The organism is Pseudanabaena yagii GIHE-NHR1 (genome assembly GCF_012863495.1).
Classification (GTDB): Bacteria; Cyanobacteriota; Cyanobacteriia; order Pseudanabaenales; family Pseudanabaenaceae; genus Pseudanabaena; species Pseudanabaena yagii.
Window position 1 is genome coordinate 624,361 of record NZ_JAAVJL010000002.1, and the last position, 16,457, is coordinate 640,817.

Consider the following 16,457-nt stretch of genomic DNA (forward strand, 5'->3'; position numbering starts at 1 on the left):
ACCACTTTCTGTTAATTAAGGTTGGGATTTACAATATGACCTCTAGTTGGGTCGGGTATAAACAGTCCCAGACGTAGCGATCGCAACATGGCTTCCCAGACTTCACGCATCTGTTCTTCGCCTTCTATCCAATAGTCAAAGGTAAACAGGACTTGGACATTACCACCAATACCCACCAAAATACGTGATGTGGCAGGCCTTTTTTCAGTAGCATCAATATATTGAATATCTGCCCAAACCAGTCTCATGCCATCGCGATTAGCACTAGTAACTTTGCTTTTATGGGTAATTTTGCGATCATCATCCTCCAAAATTTGATGCAGAGTCTTTTTGAGAGGAAATGTACTCCAATCATTAGGAGGAAGGCGATTAAAGGACATTTCTAATGCGCCAGTATCATCTGGTGGTTCGAGGTCGTGAAAGCTAACCGACTTTTCTTTAAATTTCACTATCCAATCTTTGGGAAAATCAAACCGTACCGCACCGCGATCGGCAATAAAAATCTTGTATCCTTCCTCGGATTTCCAACCATGATCGCTGCGTAAAGTTAAGTCTTTTTTGATCATATTTCTGCACAGTAGCTAGTAATACCAATCCACAATAGGGTTGATGGCGCTAAGGTCATTTTAGAGGATTGGTCAATATGCAATCTATTGAGGTGATGTAAATATTAACGGCAAGATAAAAGCGATCGCGATGCCACCAATTACTACGGCTTCAAAAAAGAATAGAAATGTGGTGGAAGGCTTGAGCTTAAAGCCGCGTAGCCAAAATTTGGGCATATCCTCAGGACGAATCTTCCAGTTATAAATTGAGAGCAATAGGGGCAAGCCTCCAACCTTGGCACTCATTAATAGATGGATCGCGACACTAACAAACATCAATAGCCATCCTATTAGATGCCCGATATACCAAACGTGATTAAATTCTCCAGTGGGTAGCCACTCCTCCTGCATCATCCTTCCTGTAATAACGGCAAAGGTTGCAGACACTAGGAGCAGACTATTGGCAAATCGCTGTAATGAGATCCACCAAATCGGTTTTCCCACTTCTTGCAGTTGTTTGAATGATTCCTTTTGAATCAGACGACGATCGCCTATATGAAAGCAGTAAATGGCAAAGAGTGGTAAAAGACATAAAAATGCTAAGGCGATCGTGCCATGAATGCCTTGAGTATCACGGATAATTGGTAAATTAAGCGTCCCAAATCTTTTGTCATATCGGTCATAAACCATAAAGCCTGTAATCAATGAGCCAAATACTAATAGAGCGATCGCACTATGTAGCAATCGTAAAAGGACAGGCTGGTACGGGACAGTACGCGACATAGGGTTTTTGTTATGATTGTGGGTGAATTACAGATAAAACAGGGATGAATAAAAACCTAATAAGCAAGGTTTTAGCCATTAGTCTTACCCATCTTGTATTTAATATTATGATGCGTTTTACTGAAAGTCCTGCTGGCAGTGGCGCATCCATCGCTCAATCTCTAAAATGGTTGAGCTTTGGTAGTGGTGAGCAATATGGAGTAATCACACTGATCTGTATGGCATTTGGAATGGACTCATTTTTAAAGAGAATTCTCTAGGAAGGAAGACAATGACAAAGATAGTGATGTATTTTGTGATGTTTGTTGGGGCTTTGGTCATCGCAGCATGGGTATCCCGTGAAGCTAGTTACTTTTTTAATAATTTGCTTTATTGGATTCGCTATAACTGGTTGCCCTTCTTTGGTTTAGTGATTTTAGGTGCGATCGCCTACAAAGTTTTTAGCAGTAAATCATGATGTGTAATGACAAATGACCTTACCAAGCGACTTATCAGAGCGACTTCTTAAGGCTTGCGATCGCGATACATTGGCAGGTCAGCGTGATTATGCAATTTTGCGATTACTCATCGAGAATTCTCTAAAGCGCCAGCAGGTTGCCGCGATTAATATTAATGATGTCGATTGTGAGGGGCGATCGCTACAGGTTGATAAATGCTATAAGCGGCAAGGGCAATCAAACCAAAAGGAAATTATTAGTCTCAGTTTGGACACAGCCACCGCATTACAGGACTGGCTAAATTTAACGCATCTTCCTAGCGAGGATGAGGATATTCCAATGCCGCTATTTATATCCCTAGATCGGGCGAAATATGGGCATAGGCTGACGGGAACAGCAATCTATGGGATTGTCAAACGGGCGGCGACTAATGCGGGGATTACCGATGCGATCGCTCCTGAACAGTTGCGATTTAGCCAAGATAAATATGCCTTAAATCATGCCTTAAATCAAGAGTTTGAGACACTCAATAAGACTGCAACTGGGACTAATGAGACTCAATCAAGACTAATTGCTGTATCTAAATTAGAACCTGAGAATCAAAATAGGACTTATTTAGATACTGATGAGACTCAAATGAGCGCTGTTTCTAGTGGAATTCCCTATGCTTTGACGGGATTTAATCCAGACATTCTCACTTCTCTCCTCGCAGACAAACGGAGTCTCAATACTAGACGTGCCTATGAGAAGGATTTACGTTACTTTTTTCTGGCTGCCTATGGACAAAAGCCAACGGAGACAGTGATTGCCCAATTTTTGCAGTTAAATCGTTTTGAGGCGATCGCGATCGCGCTACGTTACAAGTCAGATCTGATTACTCAAGGCTTAAAAGAATCGACAATTAACCGTCGTCTATCGGCTCTTAAATCGCTGGTAAATTTCGCCGCCAAACTAGGCAAATGCAATTGGAATCTCGATGATGTCCAAACTGAGACAGTCCAAACCTATCGCGATACGACTGGGATTAAGCCCGATGGTATTCGCACGATGCTTTTAAAAATAGATCGAACTACCCTCAAGGGAAAACGTGATTTCGCAATTTTGAGACTACTGTGGGATAATGCCCTGCGTCGTAATGAAGTGGTTAGCGCGAATATCGGTGATTTTGACTATGAGGTGCGATCGCTGCAAATTTTAGGCAAGGGACGTGGCTCTCAAAAGAGTCTCATTAGTCTTAATATGGGAACTGCTAATGCAATTCAAGACTGGTTATCTCAACTTAAGACAAAAAATAGCGATCGCCCATTATTTCACTCGCTCGATCCTGTTAATCATGGACATAGACTGACTGGCACAGCAATTTACCAAATTGTCGATCAATTGGCGCGAGACTCAGGCATTACCAAAAAAATGTCTCCCCACCGTATTCGTCACTCTGCGATCACGGCTGCCCTTGATGCCACTAATGGCAATGTCCGCAAAGTTCAAAAACTCTCGCGTCATAAAAAGCTAGATACCCTCATGCTCTACGACGATAACCGTACTAATATGCAAGGAGAAGTATCGAGTTTATTAGGTGATCTGATTTAGGAGGCATCTTCAGCAAAACCCAAAAAGCTGTGGGCGCACGCGCAACGTGCGCCCACAGCTTTTGCTAGATATTAGCAATTGCATTAGAATTTGCAGATTATAGATAATTCAAATTAGAACTACAGCTTCGACTTCGCTCAGCTAGCTTACACCAATGGCTAAGCGGAGTCGAAGCCCCTCTGCAAATTATTTAAAACAACTATAGAATATTAATGCAGTTCCCTATTCAACTCTATGGCTCGAAAATCTAAAATTGCTACAGATACTAACAACGAGCTTGGGCTTTCAGATCTGCGTGTTCGCCTCAACTTTTTGGAGAAGGAAAATAGTAAGCTCATCAAACAGATTGAGTCTAACCGCACTAAGTTAAATAATCTCAACGATAGTATCAAAGAAGTTGGGATTCAGATTGCTCAGCGTGTGGCTCCTTTTCGACAAAAGATATTGGAACTAGATACACAAATTCATGCTGTTTTTCAAGAAATATTCTCTGGTCGAAAATTAGGCAAGAAGTCCCGTAGGGATATTGAGACGGTCTACTATAATCTCCAAATCGATGGAATCATCAGTCCTAAACATTTGCCGACAGTATCAGATATGTTTGAAGAGATATTTGAACATGATGATGATTCTGAAGATGAGCCTAATTGGGATGGTTATAGGGAACGCGCTCATCAGCAATTTGTAGAAGATATACCTAAGCCAGATCGTGATGATCTTAAAAAAATTCGTCAGCTTTTTTTGCGGCTAGCTGATAGCTTTCATCCTGACAAGGTGACTGATGCAGCAGAAAAGGAATATCGTACAGAGATTATGAAGGAAATTAATCTCGCTTATCAAAATGGTGATTTGGCGAGGCTATTGGCGATTGAAAAGCAGCAAGAGTTAGGGGCAATTATCGATCGCGATAGCTCCGATGATCTAACGCGACACTGTGCCAAGGTGGAGGCGGAAAATACTTATCTCAAGGAGCAACTGGAAACTTTAAAGCGCCAACTTAAACTCACGAAAAAAACGCAGCAAGGTGAGATGACTGCGGTTTTTAAGAAAATTAGCAAGCGTGGTGGCGATCCAATTGGCGAGGCGTTACTGGAAGTTGAGTCTCAGATTGAAATTATCGAGCAAATGCATCAATTTGTTGTCGATTTTCGCGATCGCCGCATCACGATTAAAGAGTTTTTGAGAGGTCCCGAATTTCTGAGACAACAGCAAATGTCGGAGGAAGAGTTAATGTTAGAGTTCCTATCACAATTCCAATAAGAATAAGCGTGGCGAAGCCACGCTTATTCTTATTGGAGAGAATGCCCAGCTTTTTCTAGAACATGTTGGACTTGGCTAGCTTCGCGATCGCTACCAACTTCGATGATCAAAAACTTGCCATTGTCGATCGCTTCGATAAATCTAGCGATCGCATGATCACTAATTCCCAATCTTGTTAAAACTGCTGCCAAGCCACCCTCATTATTGATATTTTCCCAATTCATAGTGCTTTGAGAATCTTTATAGTTTTTTGCCACAATGGAAATATGCGAGACGAGTAAACCTTTCTGCTCTATTTCTAATACGGCTGTTTTTGCTGCCGCCTCTGAATCAAAAATATCAACGACAGATACTCTATTGGTCAGTTCAGATAGGGAAGTACCATACTCTGTATACATTTCTGGCTCGATCGCATAGTTATTGAGTAAACCTTCACTATCGACGGTGTGACCGTGGGACTTGTTAATTTCGTCAGAATGTACAGATGTCTGCTCGGTTGATCTAGTCATTTAGGCTCTCCTAAAAGGTTTCTGTACCTACCTTGTCAGAATCATGATTGACTTGATAAATGAGATCAGTAACTTGATTGATCTTGTTGCAAAGTTTAATACAGCGCTTTGCGCTCAAACCCAAGGAACTAGTGGCGGTGCTTCGCGCCGCCACTAGTTCCTTGGCGGGCATCCTGCGCGCTTTTTGATGATATTTATTCCCATTCGCGCTTTTCAAGTTCTTGTTGGGGCAACAATAAAGTTGCTTCTATTTCTTCGCGAATACTGGTGGTAACTTCACAATTGCTATTGAGACAATCAAGTAGTAGTTGATTAGCGTCGTAATAGTATTGCAAAGCTTGTTCTTGAGGAACGCTAAATTCCCACTTATTGCCGATATTGCGATGGGTAGCGATCGCCTCCTGTAGCTTTTTTACCCAAGTTGCATAATTGTTCTTACACCAGTCTTCAAAACTTGCCTTCGTATGATTGTCATTAGGTAGTTGATCACTGAGTTGCTGTAGTGATTTATGAAATCCAATATCAACGACAATTCCTAAAATATTGCTCAGCGCGTCACCACAGGCATGGACATAGGCAAAGTCTTTGCTCTTTTTGAGGACAGATTCGCGTAATAGGTCATCGAGAGCCGCATCTAAAAATTCACCCTGATCTAAGGTGCAGGCTAGCGCTAGGTCGGGGGCAAGTTTGGGCGCACGGATTAAAGCTAAATAAAAGGCTCGCCCCGTCGCAGATTTGGTTTCTAATGGATTAGATTTTGACTTTTGGCTAGCCCAAGCTAAAAAATCTTGTAGATGCGGATCTTCAGAAACAAGAGCATCAATTTGTTGTTTCATTAACTCCACCAAGCCATCAGCACTACGAAGCATACTCGCCGTTAGCAAAAAGATCTCTCGCCAATGGGGATCGGTAATATGGTCTACCAATCCCTGTAGAGACTGTCCTAAGGATTGGAGATTGTGATTAGCGACGATCTTCCGAGCAGTGAAATATTCTTGTAAGGCGAGATAGGAGAAGGAGAAGATCCCTCTTGCCCTCTCTGCTAATAGCCCATGTTGGGACTCGATCGCTCTCAATACGCCTTCACTTGCCTGTTGGATTTCTTCAGGATCATTACTAGCATCAGGAAGACTTTCTAGATAGTCACCGATATATTGTTCAACGGCTCCCTGTTCAAAGAAGTACTGACCCTGCTCAAAGGTTGCCGAGGCAATTTGGCTCAATAGCTTGAGTTTTTGCGGTAACAAAAATCCGCGATAAATTTGATCGCGTTCAATGCCCTCTGCTTCATCCCATTTACCGAGGAGTAAGTCCATTCCTTGTTTATAAAACTCAGCTTGCTTAATAGGGAATTTACCTTGACGATGAAATATGGAACAGGCGAGATGCAGAAATAAGGGTGTGGTAATCATCCGTCGAAAGCGCCAATTTTCAGGCAGTTCCAACTTGTCCATAAATTGTAGCGAACTGGCGATTCCATCATTAGGCTCTTGGCTAAAGGCAATAAACCATTTTTGCGAAAAATCAATAATTTGCTTTTGGGTAAAGGGGGCAATTTCCACATCTGTAAAACCTTGCAGAGCTAGCTTTTGGGATGCTGTGCGACAGGTGGCGACAAATTGATTCTTGTGGTATTTATCAGAGAATCGCCGAATTTCATTGAGGATCGCACTCTCTTCTTCATGGGAAACTTCATCCATTCCATCAATTAAAAGCAAAATTCTCCCTGCTTGTAGCAATTTCTTAATCACTGACAGTTGGGAAACATCTGAAGTGAGAAACTCCTGATGGATGAATCCTAAGAAATCAATTTGATTTTGCTCTTTACGACTTTCCGCAAAGTCTCGAAGTTTAATAAAGATAGGAATTTGACTCTCAACAAATTGCTCACGGTTACATTCAATGGCGAGATGTTTGAGAAAAGTTGATTTGCCAGAACCCGGTTTTCCCAATACTCTGAGCTTGTTATACTTGGCGACGGCCTGCATCCCTGGGATTTGACTTTCGACGATTTTGCCCAAGCCATAGCGATCAATATCTTCGGGGGCGAGACTATTGATTGCGGAGATTTCTAGCCATTGCTGACTAGCAATCTGTTCTAGGATGTTGACATCAATGTAAATCTGCTCAATTTTAATAGGGCGATTAACATCCAATAATTGCAAGATGCCACATTGGTGATTGATTTTCTCACGTCGTTGCGATCGCACTATTTGAACAAGAGCATCTATTCCAAGTTCGGTGAAATCAGTAGTTCCATCAATATTGAGAGCAATGTATTCAAGCGGAGGATCAAGGGCAATCTCTCGCCAATCCAAATCTAATCTTGTACAAAGTTCAAAGAATGTATAACGTTCGATCGCCTGTCCAGCAAAAAAACGCCAAATTGGTTGTCTCGTCTTAATTCCAACTTCATTAGCTAGATATTCCTGTGTCCAACCCTTGAGAGCAAATTGCTGCTTAGCCTTTTTCACTCCAATTGGTGATGCTCGTAGTGATCGCTTTGCCATAGGGAAAAAAGCTCATGTATATTTTGTATATTTATGAATATTTCAATTGTCAAAATAAAGAGTGAAAGCTTCGGACTTTTAATATCAATATTTGCAATTAAGTCAATCAAAACATAACAGCACCCTCACAAATATTTCTTTTCCATAACAATTTATTTATACTTTGTGATGAATCTAAGGAGAATAAGTACAGAATATTTTCTTCCATTTATCTTTTAATATTGACCATAGATGAATGGAAGAAAAGTTACTGGGAACTTCTATTCATCTATGGGTTCTGCAATTACAGCAATTTTCGATCAAACGAACCCCAAGATATTTTCTAAAAAGCTTGCTTCGCAAGCTTTTTAGAAAATATCTTGGTTTGGCTTTGAGCGCAAAGCGCTGTAGATTTTTGATGGCGTAGTAAAGACGCACCATCAAAAATCTGTTCCTTATTTTACGGCGAAGTCCTTATAGCTATTCATTTGATCTCGATAGTTTAGTGTCAGCCATTGCCAAAACTGGGGAATGAAGGATAGACTCTTGAAATCATAATATTTTTCATGGGACGTGAAAGAATCAGGATTTATCGGTGCAATATACTTTAAGTTTGCTCTTACATAACACTCTCCTAATTGATCTAAAAGCACAGGCTGAGATGGCTCTGCTAACTCATCGCGCATTCCCCTAATCTTTAACCAAGGTAAGTTATTACTATCTAATACAATCGCATCATTAGCTCGATTAGGTAAATCAAGTTTATTCTCATTTAGAGAACCTTTCTTAAAAACAGCAGTCACAATCGCTCCTCTCAGAATTCGCGATCTTATTTGCTCATTCGGTGAATATCGACAAGTTAACCCATAACCATCTGATCCAGTTTCTATCGGTTGGACAACTAACCACTTGTCAATAGCATAAAAGCCACGATTCCCTTGTTGAAATGCGGTATTAAAGTCTCCATTTTTGTCAGGATTCGGAACATCGCTAGCTTGAGCGATCGCTTCACGATCAGTACAAAACACAGAGATCATAGCCATGACTATTAATAGAATTAATGGATTTTTCATGTCAGTTTCCTAATTAATTAGAACTCACTCAAAAGCTTGCTTGGTAAACCTCTGAGTAAATTCCTTGAGTTTGGCGGTAGCGCCAATTTAGTAAGTCTTGATACAAGCCAATCGTTGGTCTTGAATCTTACTTTTTACAACCTTAAACTCAGTGGCTAAGCGTTTCTCTTGCTCATCACTAAGATTGTCCTGAATCCTCGAAAACATGGCGTTTTCCTCAGGAATGACATGCTCCTGCACAGAGGTCATCAAACTTCCTAAAGCCGTTTTAAAATCATCGACATGTTGAGGATTTAAGTCTTTAATCTGATTGAGCAATAGCTTCATCTTGGCTTGCTCATCATAGAGATTCTGCATCTCATCATGATAATGACGCACCAAAGGATACAAGACCTCCTCCACAGCCGCAGCATGAGCCGTCAAATCCTTATACAATTGACCAAAGTATTCCTCCAACTTTCGAGGATTATTGCTGTTTTGCAGTTGCTTAAACAGTGCAGTTACCTTTACCTGATCAATACGAATCAGATCACGAATAGTCATCTCATCTTCACGATTAACTATTCCTCCAGTCATGCCACTGACGATCGCGATCGCATCTTGAACCTTTGCCCATAGACTCTGATCTGCTTCTTGCCCTGTCAGTTCTACCGTACTCAACATCTCCATGATCCCTTTGAGTTGCTCTTGGTGAGAGCGATTGTCATAGTTGACTGTATTTAAAGGCGAGATCGCGATCGCAATATCTGCACCGACTATTTGCGCCGCCTTATGGATCAATAGCCCTGCCAACGCTTGACTATGATTGATCAGTTCATGTCCAGCAACCTTCTCAAACAAGCTCAGGTTAGAACTGACCATTGCTTCTTTAGCTAGTTTGATCATATTAACAACATTGAGCCTTGGTTCGGCTTTGATGCCATATTGCACAATCGCTGTATCAATAATCTCTAAGTTTTTTTGATCATCTTGTAATAAGCTTTCTAAACGGTTAGAAATATCGCGATCGGGACAAGCCGTAATTAATGCTTGATCATTACTAATAAGCAGATTCTGCATGGCTTTCATATCTGCCAGTTTGACTGCGATCGCTGTCCGTTTGTTATCTTCCAAGCTTACTGACATAGTAGGTTTATATCCTTTCAAATTATATTTACAAGTCCCGAAATAGCGGTTTGTGGAAGAGCATCCCTTCGGGATGCTCTTCCACAAACGATTAGCGTCGATAAGCAACAGCAGCTCTATCCCAAGCATCTTTGACAGCGTGCTTCGCTTTTACCCAAGAGAGACTGCCTGTCTGATCTGACTCATAGTCACTTTGCAAACTCGACTCAATATCGCTGTAGTCTCGACCATCATGCCCATAGCGATCGAATCCTTCATAGCCAGTTCTATAGGCAGTTTGATAATCTGCATAGGTGGTTCCCTTCTCAAAATAAGGACGAGAACTATAGGTCTGTCGCCAATGATTTTCTTCAACCGTAGGATTAATTTGCTCAGCAACATCTTTACCAGTCAAACCTCCCACCACCGCGCCAACGACTGCTCCTACCACTGCTCCAACTGGGCCACCAACTAAGCCACCTGCCACAGTAGCAACTGTTCCCGCACCTGCGGCTCCCACTCCTGCTCCTACAGGATGCGCTCCCAATTCGCCAGAAATTGGATCACGGTTAGGATTAGTTTGATCAGCCATATCTATATCATTGCTCTTATTTATGTCATTACTAATATCTTGATTAGTTGAGTTAATTTGATTCTCTAAGCTCATCATATTCTCCTTATTAGTTGTGATGGAATAGTTGTATAAGGCTTTGGAAGGTTACACAGCTTTTATTTTCTCCTTTTATACTAAGTTGCTTTTTTTGATCTTTGTTCTAATTGTTTTTATTCTATGTAACGATTTAAACCGTTTTAAAACATCTTATACAATTCACTCAAATATAATCTCTTACCTATACATTATCTCCAGCAACAAACTGCAAAACTAAATTACTACTAAATAAAGTTGTTCTAGGATTGACAAAATGATGAGTAAGTAAAACGAAAGCATCAATTGGGTAAATTAGCAACTCACAAAAAACAAATGAGCAAATTTTTTTCATGACATGGCAAAGCTATATTATGGAAAATTTTCTCTTTTACTAAACGCTAAATTATTAAGTAATTAATTTAAGTATCATTAATGTGATTTAGTCTTTTTGCTTTAAATTTTATTTTTAATCAATCAACTTATTCACTATGTTAAACATCGCTATGTCAAATTAGTAATTAAGAGATTTTTAAAGATTCTCTACAAGGAACAAAATCATGAAATTTAATCTTCTAGCTGGCATCACTCTATTATTGATGAGTAGTGCTATTGCTGAAGTATCAGCAGAAACTGTCACCCCTTCTAGTTGCGGATGGCGCAATAGCTGCATCACGACAGTCAACAAGGAAGTTACTAAATCAGCAAATCCTGTAAAAAGCTTAGTAATAGTTGAAAGCGTTCAGTTACCAGAGGGAAAAGTCTCAACAGTAGCAGCATTAACTGCAATTCCCCAAGGTAACGCAGTCAGCCTCAACAGCTCTCCGAATGCGATCGCTCAAGTCCTCCCTCCTACGGACAGTAATGGTAATCGCATCTTTCGCTCTACCCGTTCGGGTCCCAGCTATCTTGGTGTCGGCTTAAACTTTGGTCTTACTGGTAGTGGCAATTTAGGCGATCGCAGTCTCGTAATTTTGAGCAAGCTAGGCTTGACGGAAACTATATCAGTTCGCCCTAGCGTGTATCTATTGGGAGACTTTGTAAGTATCCTGATCCCTGTAACTTACGATTTTGAGCCGCAACAGCCCTTTGGTGATTTCAAATTCTCTCCCTATATAGGTGGAGGACTTGCGATTGATGCGGGTTCAAATAGTAGCTATGGACCATTAATTACCGCAGGTATTGATATTCCACTGTCTTCCATGTTCACGATTAATGTCGCCGCAAATCTAGCATTCTTACGCAACACAGATTTAGGCATTGTCGTTGGCATTGGCTATAACTTTTAGCTTTAGAGAAGTGATAATGCGATGCATTAAGTAGCTAAGGCTCTTGCGGATAAAAAATGTCCCACCAAAGTTATCTAGCTTCGACTCCGCTCAGCTAACGTTGGCTGAGCGGAGTCGAAGCCACAGGTTTTAGTACACACTTCTAAATCAGAAATTCTAATCAACTGATGTTACGTAGAACTAGGATCGCCCCTCATCCCCCAACCCCTTCTCCCGCAGGAGAAGGGGAGCAAAACCTAAATTATTTTCTTGTTCCCCTCTCCTGCGGGAGAGGGGCTAGGGGTGAGGGCTTTAGAAGACTTCTACGTAACATCAGTAATCAAGTCTAATCAAGAGAAATAAATGAGCAATTTAATTGTTGTTGGTTTTAAAGATGAATTTACAGCCGATAAAGCTTTACAAGAGCTTAGAGAATTACAAAAAGAGCATCTAGTAGATTTAGAAGATGCTGCGATCGTAATTCGTAATAAAGAAGGAAAAATTCGCATTAAGCAGACTCAAGAACTAGCTATTGATGGCGCATTAAGTGGAGGATTCTGGGGTCTGCTATTTGGATTTATCTTTTTTAATCCGCTCCTTGGTTGGACAGTTGGCGTGCTAGCAGGGGCAGTTTCTGGAGCATTAACAGATATTGGCATTGACGATAATTTCATCCGCGACCTCGGTAACACCATTGCCCCTAGTACATCTGCTATCTTTGTATTAGTCAGAAGAGCTACTGCTGATAAAGTACTCACAGATCTGAGTAAGTTTGAAGGCAAAGTACTCAAAACTTCTCTATCAAATGAAGATGAGGCAAAGCTCCAAATTGCTTTAACCAAATAGTGAAGTGCAGATTTATTTCTCCCCTTGAGAAACTAAAGAATTAGTTGAAATAAGGCTTCATAGTTTTTGTTAATCAAGGAGTTGTATATGTTATTTAATCCAATTCGACTAGGCTTTTTAGGAATTGTCGGTTTATGTCTTAGTTTAAATTTTGCATCCCCAACCCATGCAGAAACCTGTGAACCACTTAATGTCGTTGGTGCTGATGGAATTAGTGTCAAAAAGACTGTTTCTCCCTTTAGTACTTTAGTGACTAATAACAACTGGAATACAGACTTCGCAGTTCCTAGCGATCGCTCTTACAATCGCTATGTGGCAACGATTGTTCCTGAAAACAATGCCAACTATGATATAGAACTCAATCTCAAATATAGTGACAATAGCTCTGGCGGAGCCTACAAAAAAGACAATGTGGCGGTTAAGGTCGGTCAACCACTACGACTCGTTGGTGTACCGCGATCGCGTCGTGATCCTTTTCAGGTGAATGTATTTATCGGCGGACTCAATGCGATCGGTAATACCTATACCGTATCAGTTGACGGTTGTATTTAGACATTGCACTAAAAGAGAAATTTTTGAAAGCGCGGCTTCGCCGCGCTTTCAAAAATTTCTATGTGCTGTAAGCACTTAAGCCATGTATTTCCACCTTCGATGGAAACACACAGCTTAAGTGCTTTTTTGTAAAACTTTATTATTTATTAAATCAAGTTAATCAAATCAATTAAGAAATCAAACAGTCTACTGTCATGGTAGTGATAAAGAAAATATATTTCTAGACATATATGGACAAAACTAATCCTATCTTAGAATTTGGAATTGGTATAATTATTAGTTCTTTCGTGGCTCTAGTCTTACAGCAGTTTGGAGTGATTGACTTAATTTGTGATGTCGGATTTACTACCCAAAATATAACTGCTAATAAAACAAGCAAATAAGAAAATAAGATTGATTTTTATAAAATACTTACAAAGTAGTATAGGGTTATAAGTAGCTGGGGCTGTGGCTCACGCGCAGCGTGAGCCACAGCCCCAGCTACTTTAGGATATTTTGAATAAAGTCTACTACAGCATGAATCAATGGCAAATGAGATTTTTGATCAAATATTTCGGGATAGCGAAGGCAAAATTGTTCTAGCACAAATGCCGAACTTACCTCTCATCACTTGGCTGGTTGCTAGTATATTACAGCTAATTTTTACGACGGGTAAAATTAATATTGGGTTAGAAGTTCTATCCTTTGGAGCCATATTTACTTGGGCTTGGGAAGAATTATTCCAAGGTGTTAATTATTTTCGGCGCACACTAGGCTTTGTTGTAATAATTATGCTGATTTTGTCAAAAGTCCAGTAATTTCACTGTAAAGATTTATTAGATTCTTATACAAACTATATATCTTATACATCGCTTCAACGTGATTTCAAGCAATAGAATTTTATGTTGATATTGTGAATACTGTGTAGTAAAGATTTTTCAATCTCCATAGCACATCCTAATAGCGTTTTACAAATGGGCGCATACTTATTTGTAAATCAAACAAATCGATCAGGCTAAAGGTTTAGAGGTTTTATTTTGTCTACGACAAAATAAAACGCGCTATAAGCATTGAGAAGAATATGTACACTAAAATCATGGCAAATGCAGGTGCTTTGAACAAGTCAGGAAGCAATGAAGACATTTCTCTTAAACTTGTGCTTGAGCAAAGTGAGGAAATTAAAGCAAAAGTTAAGGAAGCCGCCGAACAAATAAGTTCGGTAAATGCTGTCCTCAAACAAGAAGAGGTCATTCCTCCATACTCGACCATGGAAGAAGTGATCGCTCAAAATGAAGAGGCTGAGCAAAAAGTAACTCAGGCTGTAGGGGATTTACATCAGGTTAACGCTGAACTTGCTAAGCAGGTTGCCGAAAGAATTAATATTGAATTAGAACTAAAACAGACTAAGAGCGAACTATCTGACATACGTGCTGATTTATCAAAATCCCAAGTCAAAGAGAAAGATGCACTATATATTGCACTGCATGACTCATTAACGGGACTTCCCAACCGTTTACTACTAGAGCAACGTCTTGATCATGGATTAACTCAAGCTAGAAGATATGGTTGGAAACTGGCGATCCTGTTTATTGACCTAGATAAATTTAAGAATATTAATGATTCCTATGGTCACGATATTGGCGATAAAGTTTTGATTCGTGTCGCAGAACGTTTACAAGCTTCTGTACGTGGCGAGGATATGGTCAGTCGTTGGGGAGGAGATGAGTTCATCTGTGTCATGCTGAACATCAAGCATGAAGCTGACGTGATTAGTCTTGCCAACAAGATGGTTGAGGAGATTTCTCAGAAATGTGACTTTAACGGAACTATGGTTTCTATAAGCGCCACGATTGGAATTGCTCTATGCCCTAGGGATGGAGAAACGGCTGAAATCCTCTTTAAACAGGTTGATCGAGCTATGTATAGATCTAAAGGAACACACCAGCGAGTGATGCTGTTTAGTGAAGATATCTTAGATGTTTAATGGTGGGTAGCGCTTTACGTTGCCTATAACTTTTCAAAAAGATTGCTTCGCAATCTTTTTGAAAAGTTATCTGGATTTTAACAATTCTCATGGACAAATAGTAGAGGAATAACTGCCACTAAACGAAAAATTGCAGAAAGAAAAAATACTCCCAAAATTCCTTCATAATGGGCATATTGGGCTAAAGTTCCACCCAAGGTTGTACCCAAGGCACTACTAACGCCTGCGATCGCAGAGACGATCGCAAAAAAAGTTGCGTGATGTTCTATAGGTGCAATACCAATCTGAATATTATTACTGCCTAGATCGATCGCCGCCCAAGTCCCGCCTAAAAAGAGATGAAAGATGATCAGATATAGCCACAATTGTTCTTGCACTTGCGATATCCCAGTCAGCAACCAGAATAAAGGCGTAATGGCGATCGCCATACCCACCAATATCAATAAAGGACGATTGCCATAGCGATCGCTTAATCTTCCCCACACCAATAGCATCAGCATATTTGCGCCACTCGATAGGCTACTTAATAGCGTTACCCAAGTGATATCGACACCGAGATTCTCTAGCATATAGAGATTAAAAAAGGGAGTACTGAGATTAACGGCAAATCCCCAGAGGGCAACATAGATTAGAAAAAAGATGAGGTTACGATCTTGAAACGGAGCGATGAGATTATTAAATAGATTTATTTGATAATGTTCTTTTTCTGGTTCAGCTTGATATTTAGTTTGATATCTCTGAGGATTAACATCGATCATCAAATGTTGACAGGTCAAACTCGCCACCCCTGCCAAGATGCCCATACTCAGCACCAGTCCATATCCAGCAATACTTCCGCCTTGCCAATTAGCGATGATAAAACTAGCGATCGGTAAACAGAGTAAACCCGTAACATTGCTAACGATGCTACGCACACTATAGTACCGTCCCCGTAATTTTGCGGGAACTAATGCGGCGAGCCAACTCATCCAAGAAGCACTGCCCAATGCCGCTAAGATATTGGAAGTAATGACCAAAACCAAAGTCAAATAGACTAGCTCTCTAGAGAAGTCAGTATTTGCACCTCTTAAAATAATGCCAACAAGGAGAACGAGCCAAATTAGTCTCGCTGGCAAAAATGTCCAGATTCCATAGTCATGGCGGCTATGAGAACGATTGGATAATAAAGCTCCTAAAGGTTGCAAGAGATTTGCTAACATGGGTAGAGAAGCTAACATCCCAATCTCAAAGGGACTCGCACCTAAATCAATCAAAAAGCTACTAAGTAGAACGCCCCCTGTGATATTGCTAAAAACCGTTGATAAACTGCCATCAATACTTGATGCACGGAGGCTAGTACGAACAGATACTTTCAGTTCTCTTTCTTCTTCAGCATAGGTTTCAATGATCAAA

Annotated in this window: 17 protein-coding genes; 9 read left to right on the forward strand and 8 right to left on the reverse strand. The window is 40.4% G+C overall.

All coding sequences use genetic code 11. From position 1 onward, the window contains the following. Positions 1 to 11 precede the first annotated feature (11 nt). Both HC246_RS19635 and HC246_RS19640 read right to left on the reverse strand, forming a co-directional pair. A complete protein-coding gene (locus HC246_RS19635; protein ID WP_169365118.1) occupies positions 12 to 566 on the reverse strand; it encodes a hypothetical protein in 555 nt (184 codons plus the stop codon). A gap of 84 nt (positions 567 to 650) precedes the next feature. Continuing rightward, the gene (locus tag HC246_RS19640; RefSeq protein ID WP_169365119.1) at positions 651 to 1,328 is read right to left on the reverse strand and encodes a cytochrome b/b6 domain-containing protein; all 678 of its coding nucleotides are present in this window, start codon (positions 1,326 to 1,328) and stop codon (positions 651 to 653) included. Positions 1,329 to 1,435: 107 nt separating this feature from the next. Between HC246_RS19640 and HC246_RS19645 the strand changes: the two genes are divergently transcribed. From HC246_RS19645 to HC246_RS19660, 4 genes are all read left to right on the forward strand, one after another. After that, a complete protein-coding gene (locus tag HC246_RS19645) occupies positions 1,436 to 1,588 on the forward strand; it encodes a hypothetical protein (RefSeq protein ID WP_169365120.1) in 153 nt (50 codons plus the stop codon). An 11-nt stretch (positions 1,589 to 1,599) separates the two neighbouring features. Next, positions 1,600 to 1,785, forward strand: a complete 186-nt coding sequence (locus HC246_RS19650) for a hypothetical protein (RefSeq protein ID WP_169365121.1) — start codon at positions 1,600 to 1,602, stop codon at positions 1,783 to 1,785. 13 nt (positions 1,786 to 1,798) lie between these two features. After that, positions 1,799 to 3,355, forward strand: a complete 1,557-nt coding sequence (locus HC246_RS26505; RefSeq protein ID WP_169365122.1) for a tyrosine-type recombinase/integrase — start codon at positions 1,799 to 1,801, stop codon at positions 3,353 to 3,355. A 234-nt stretch (positions 3,356 to 3,589) separates the two neighbouring features. Then, positions 3,590 to 4,615 (forward strand): J domain-containing protein, encoded by a 1,026-nt coding sequence (locus HC246_RS19660; RefSeq protein ID WP_169365123.1) that lies wholly within the window; start codon positions 3,590 to 3,592, stop codon positions 4,613 to 4,615. A gap of 29 nt (positions 4,616 to 4,644) precedes the next feature. Here HC246_RS19660 and HC246_RS19665 read toward each other — a convergent pair whose 3' ends face one another. The 5 genes from HC246_RS19665 to HC246_RS19685 all read right to left on the reverse strand — a co-directional run bounded on the left by HC246_RS19665 (position 4,645) and on the right by HC246_RS19685 (position 10,457). Then, the gene (locus HC246_RS19665) at positions 4,645 to 5,124 is read right to left on the reverse strand and encodes a hypothetical protein (protein WP_169364649.1); all 480 of its coding nucleotides are present in this window, start codon (positions 5,122 to 5,124) and stop codon (positions 4,645 to 4,647) included. A gap of 194 nt (positions 5,125 to 5,318) precedes the next feature. Further along, entirely contained in the window at positions 5,319 to 7,634 is a 2,316-nt protein-coding gene (locus tag HC246_RS19670; protein ID WP_169365124.1) for an NACHT domain-containing protein, read from the reverse strand. A gap of 434 nt (positions 7,635 to 8,068) precedes the next feature. Further along, entirely contained in the window at positions 8,069 to 8,686 is a 618-nt protein-coding gene (locus HC246_RS19675) for a hypothetical protein (protein ID WP_169365125.1), read from the reverse strand. Positions 8,687 to 8,773: 87 nt separating this feature from the next. Next, positions 8,774 to 9,811 carry a hemerythrin domain-containing protein gene (locus tag HC246_RS19680; protein ID WP_169365126.1) on the reverse strand — a complete coding sequence of 346 codons (1,038 nt, stop codon included), beginning with the start codon at positions 9,809 to 9,811 and terminating at the stop codon, positions 8,774 to 8,776. 91 nt (positions 9,812 to 9,902) lie between these two features. Continuing rightward, positions 9,903 to 10,457 carry a hypothetical protein gene (locus HC246_RS19685; protein ID WP_263972536.1) on the reverse strand — a complete coding sequence of 185 codons (555 nt, stop codon included), beginning with the start codon at positions 10,455 to 10,457 and terminating at the stop codon, positions 9,903 to 9,905. 539 nt (positions 10,458 to 10,996) lie between these two features. Here HC246_RS19685 and HC246_RS19690 point away from each other — a divergent pair. The 5 genes from HC246_RS19690 (at position 10,997) to HC246_RS19710 (ending at position 15,065) form a co-directional block, all read left to right on the forward strand. After that, complete coding sequence (locus HC246_RS19690; RefSeq protein WP_169365127.1) at positions 10,997 to 11,725, forward strand: hypothetical protein; 729 nt, start codon at positions 10,997 to 10,999, stop codon at positions 11,723 to 11,725. A gap of 342 nt (positions 11,726 to 12,067) precedes the next feature. Continuing rightward, a complete protein-coding gene (locus tag HC246_RS19695) occupies positions 12,068 to 12,550 on the forward strand; it encodes a DUF1269 domain-containing protein (RefSeq protein ID WP_169365128.1) in 483 nt (160 codons plus the stop codon). A gap of 87 nt (positions 12,551 to 12,637) precedes the next feature. Then, positions 12,638 to 13,102 (forward strand): hypothetical protein, encoded by a 465-nt coding sequence (locus HC246_RS19700; protein ID WP_169365129.1) that lies wholly within the window; start codon positions 12,638 to 12,640, stop codon positions 13,100 to 13,102. A gap of 524 nt (positions 13,103 to 13,626) precedes the next feature. Further along, positions 13,627 to 13,899, forward strand: coding sequence for a hypothetical protein (locus tag HC246_RS19705; RefSeq protein WP_169365130.1), 273 nt, complete (start codon positions 13,627 to 13,629; stop codon positions 13,897 to 13,899). Between the two features lie 263 nt (positions 13,900 to 14,162). Next, the gene (locus tag HC246_RS19710; protein ID WP_169365131.1) at positions 14,163 to 15,065 is read left to right on the forward strand and encodes a GGDEF domain-containing protein; all 903 of its coding nucleotides are present in this window, start codon (positions 14,163 to 14,165) and stop codon (positions 15,063 to 15,065) included. 77 nt (positions 15,066 to 15,142) lie between these two features. On the opposite strand, the gene HC246_RS19715 is transcribed toward HC246_RS19710, so the two are convergent. After that, entirely contained in the window at positions 15,143 to 16,456 is a 1,314-nt protein-coding gene (locus tag HC246_RS19715; RefSeq protein WP_169365132.1) for an MFS transporter, read from the reverse strand. Position 16,457 lies beyond the last annotated feature (1 nt).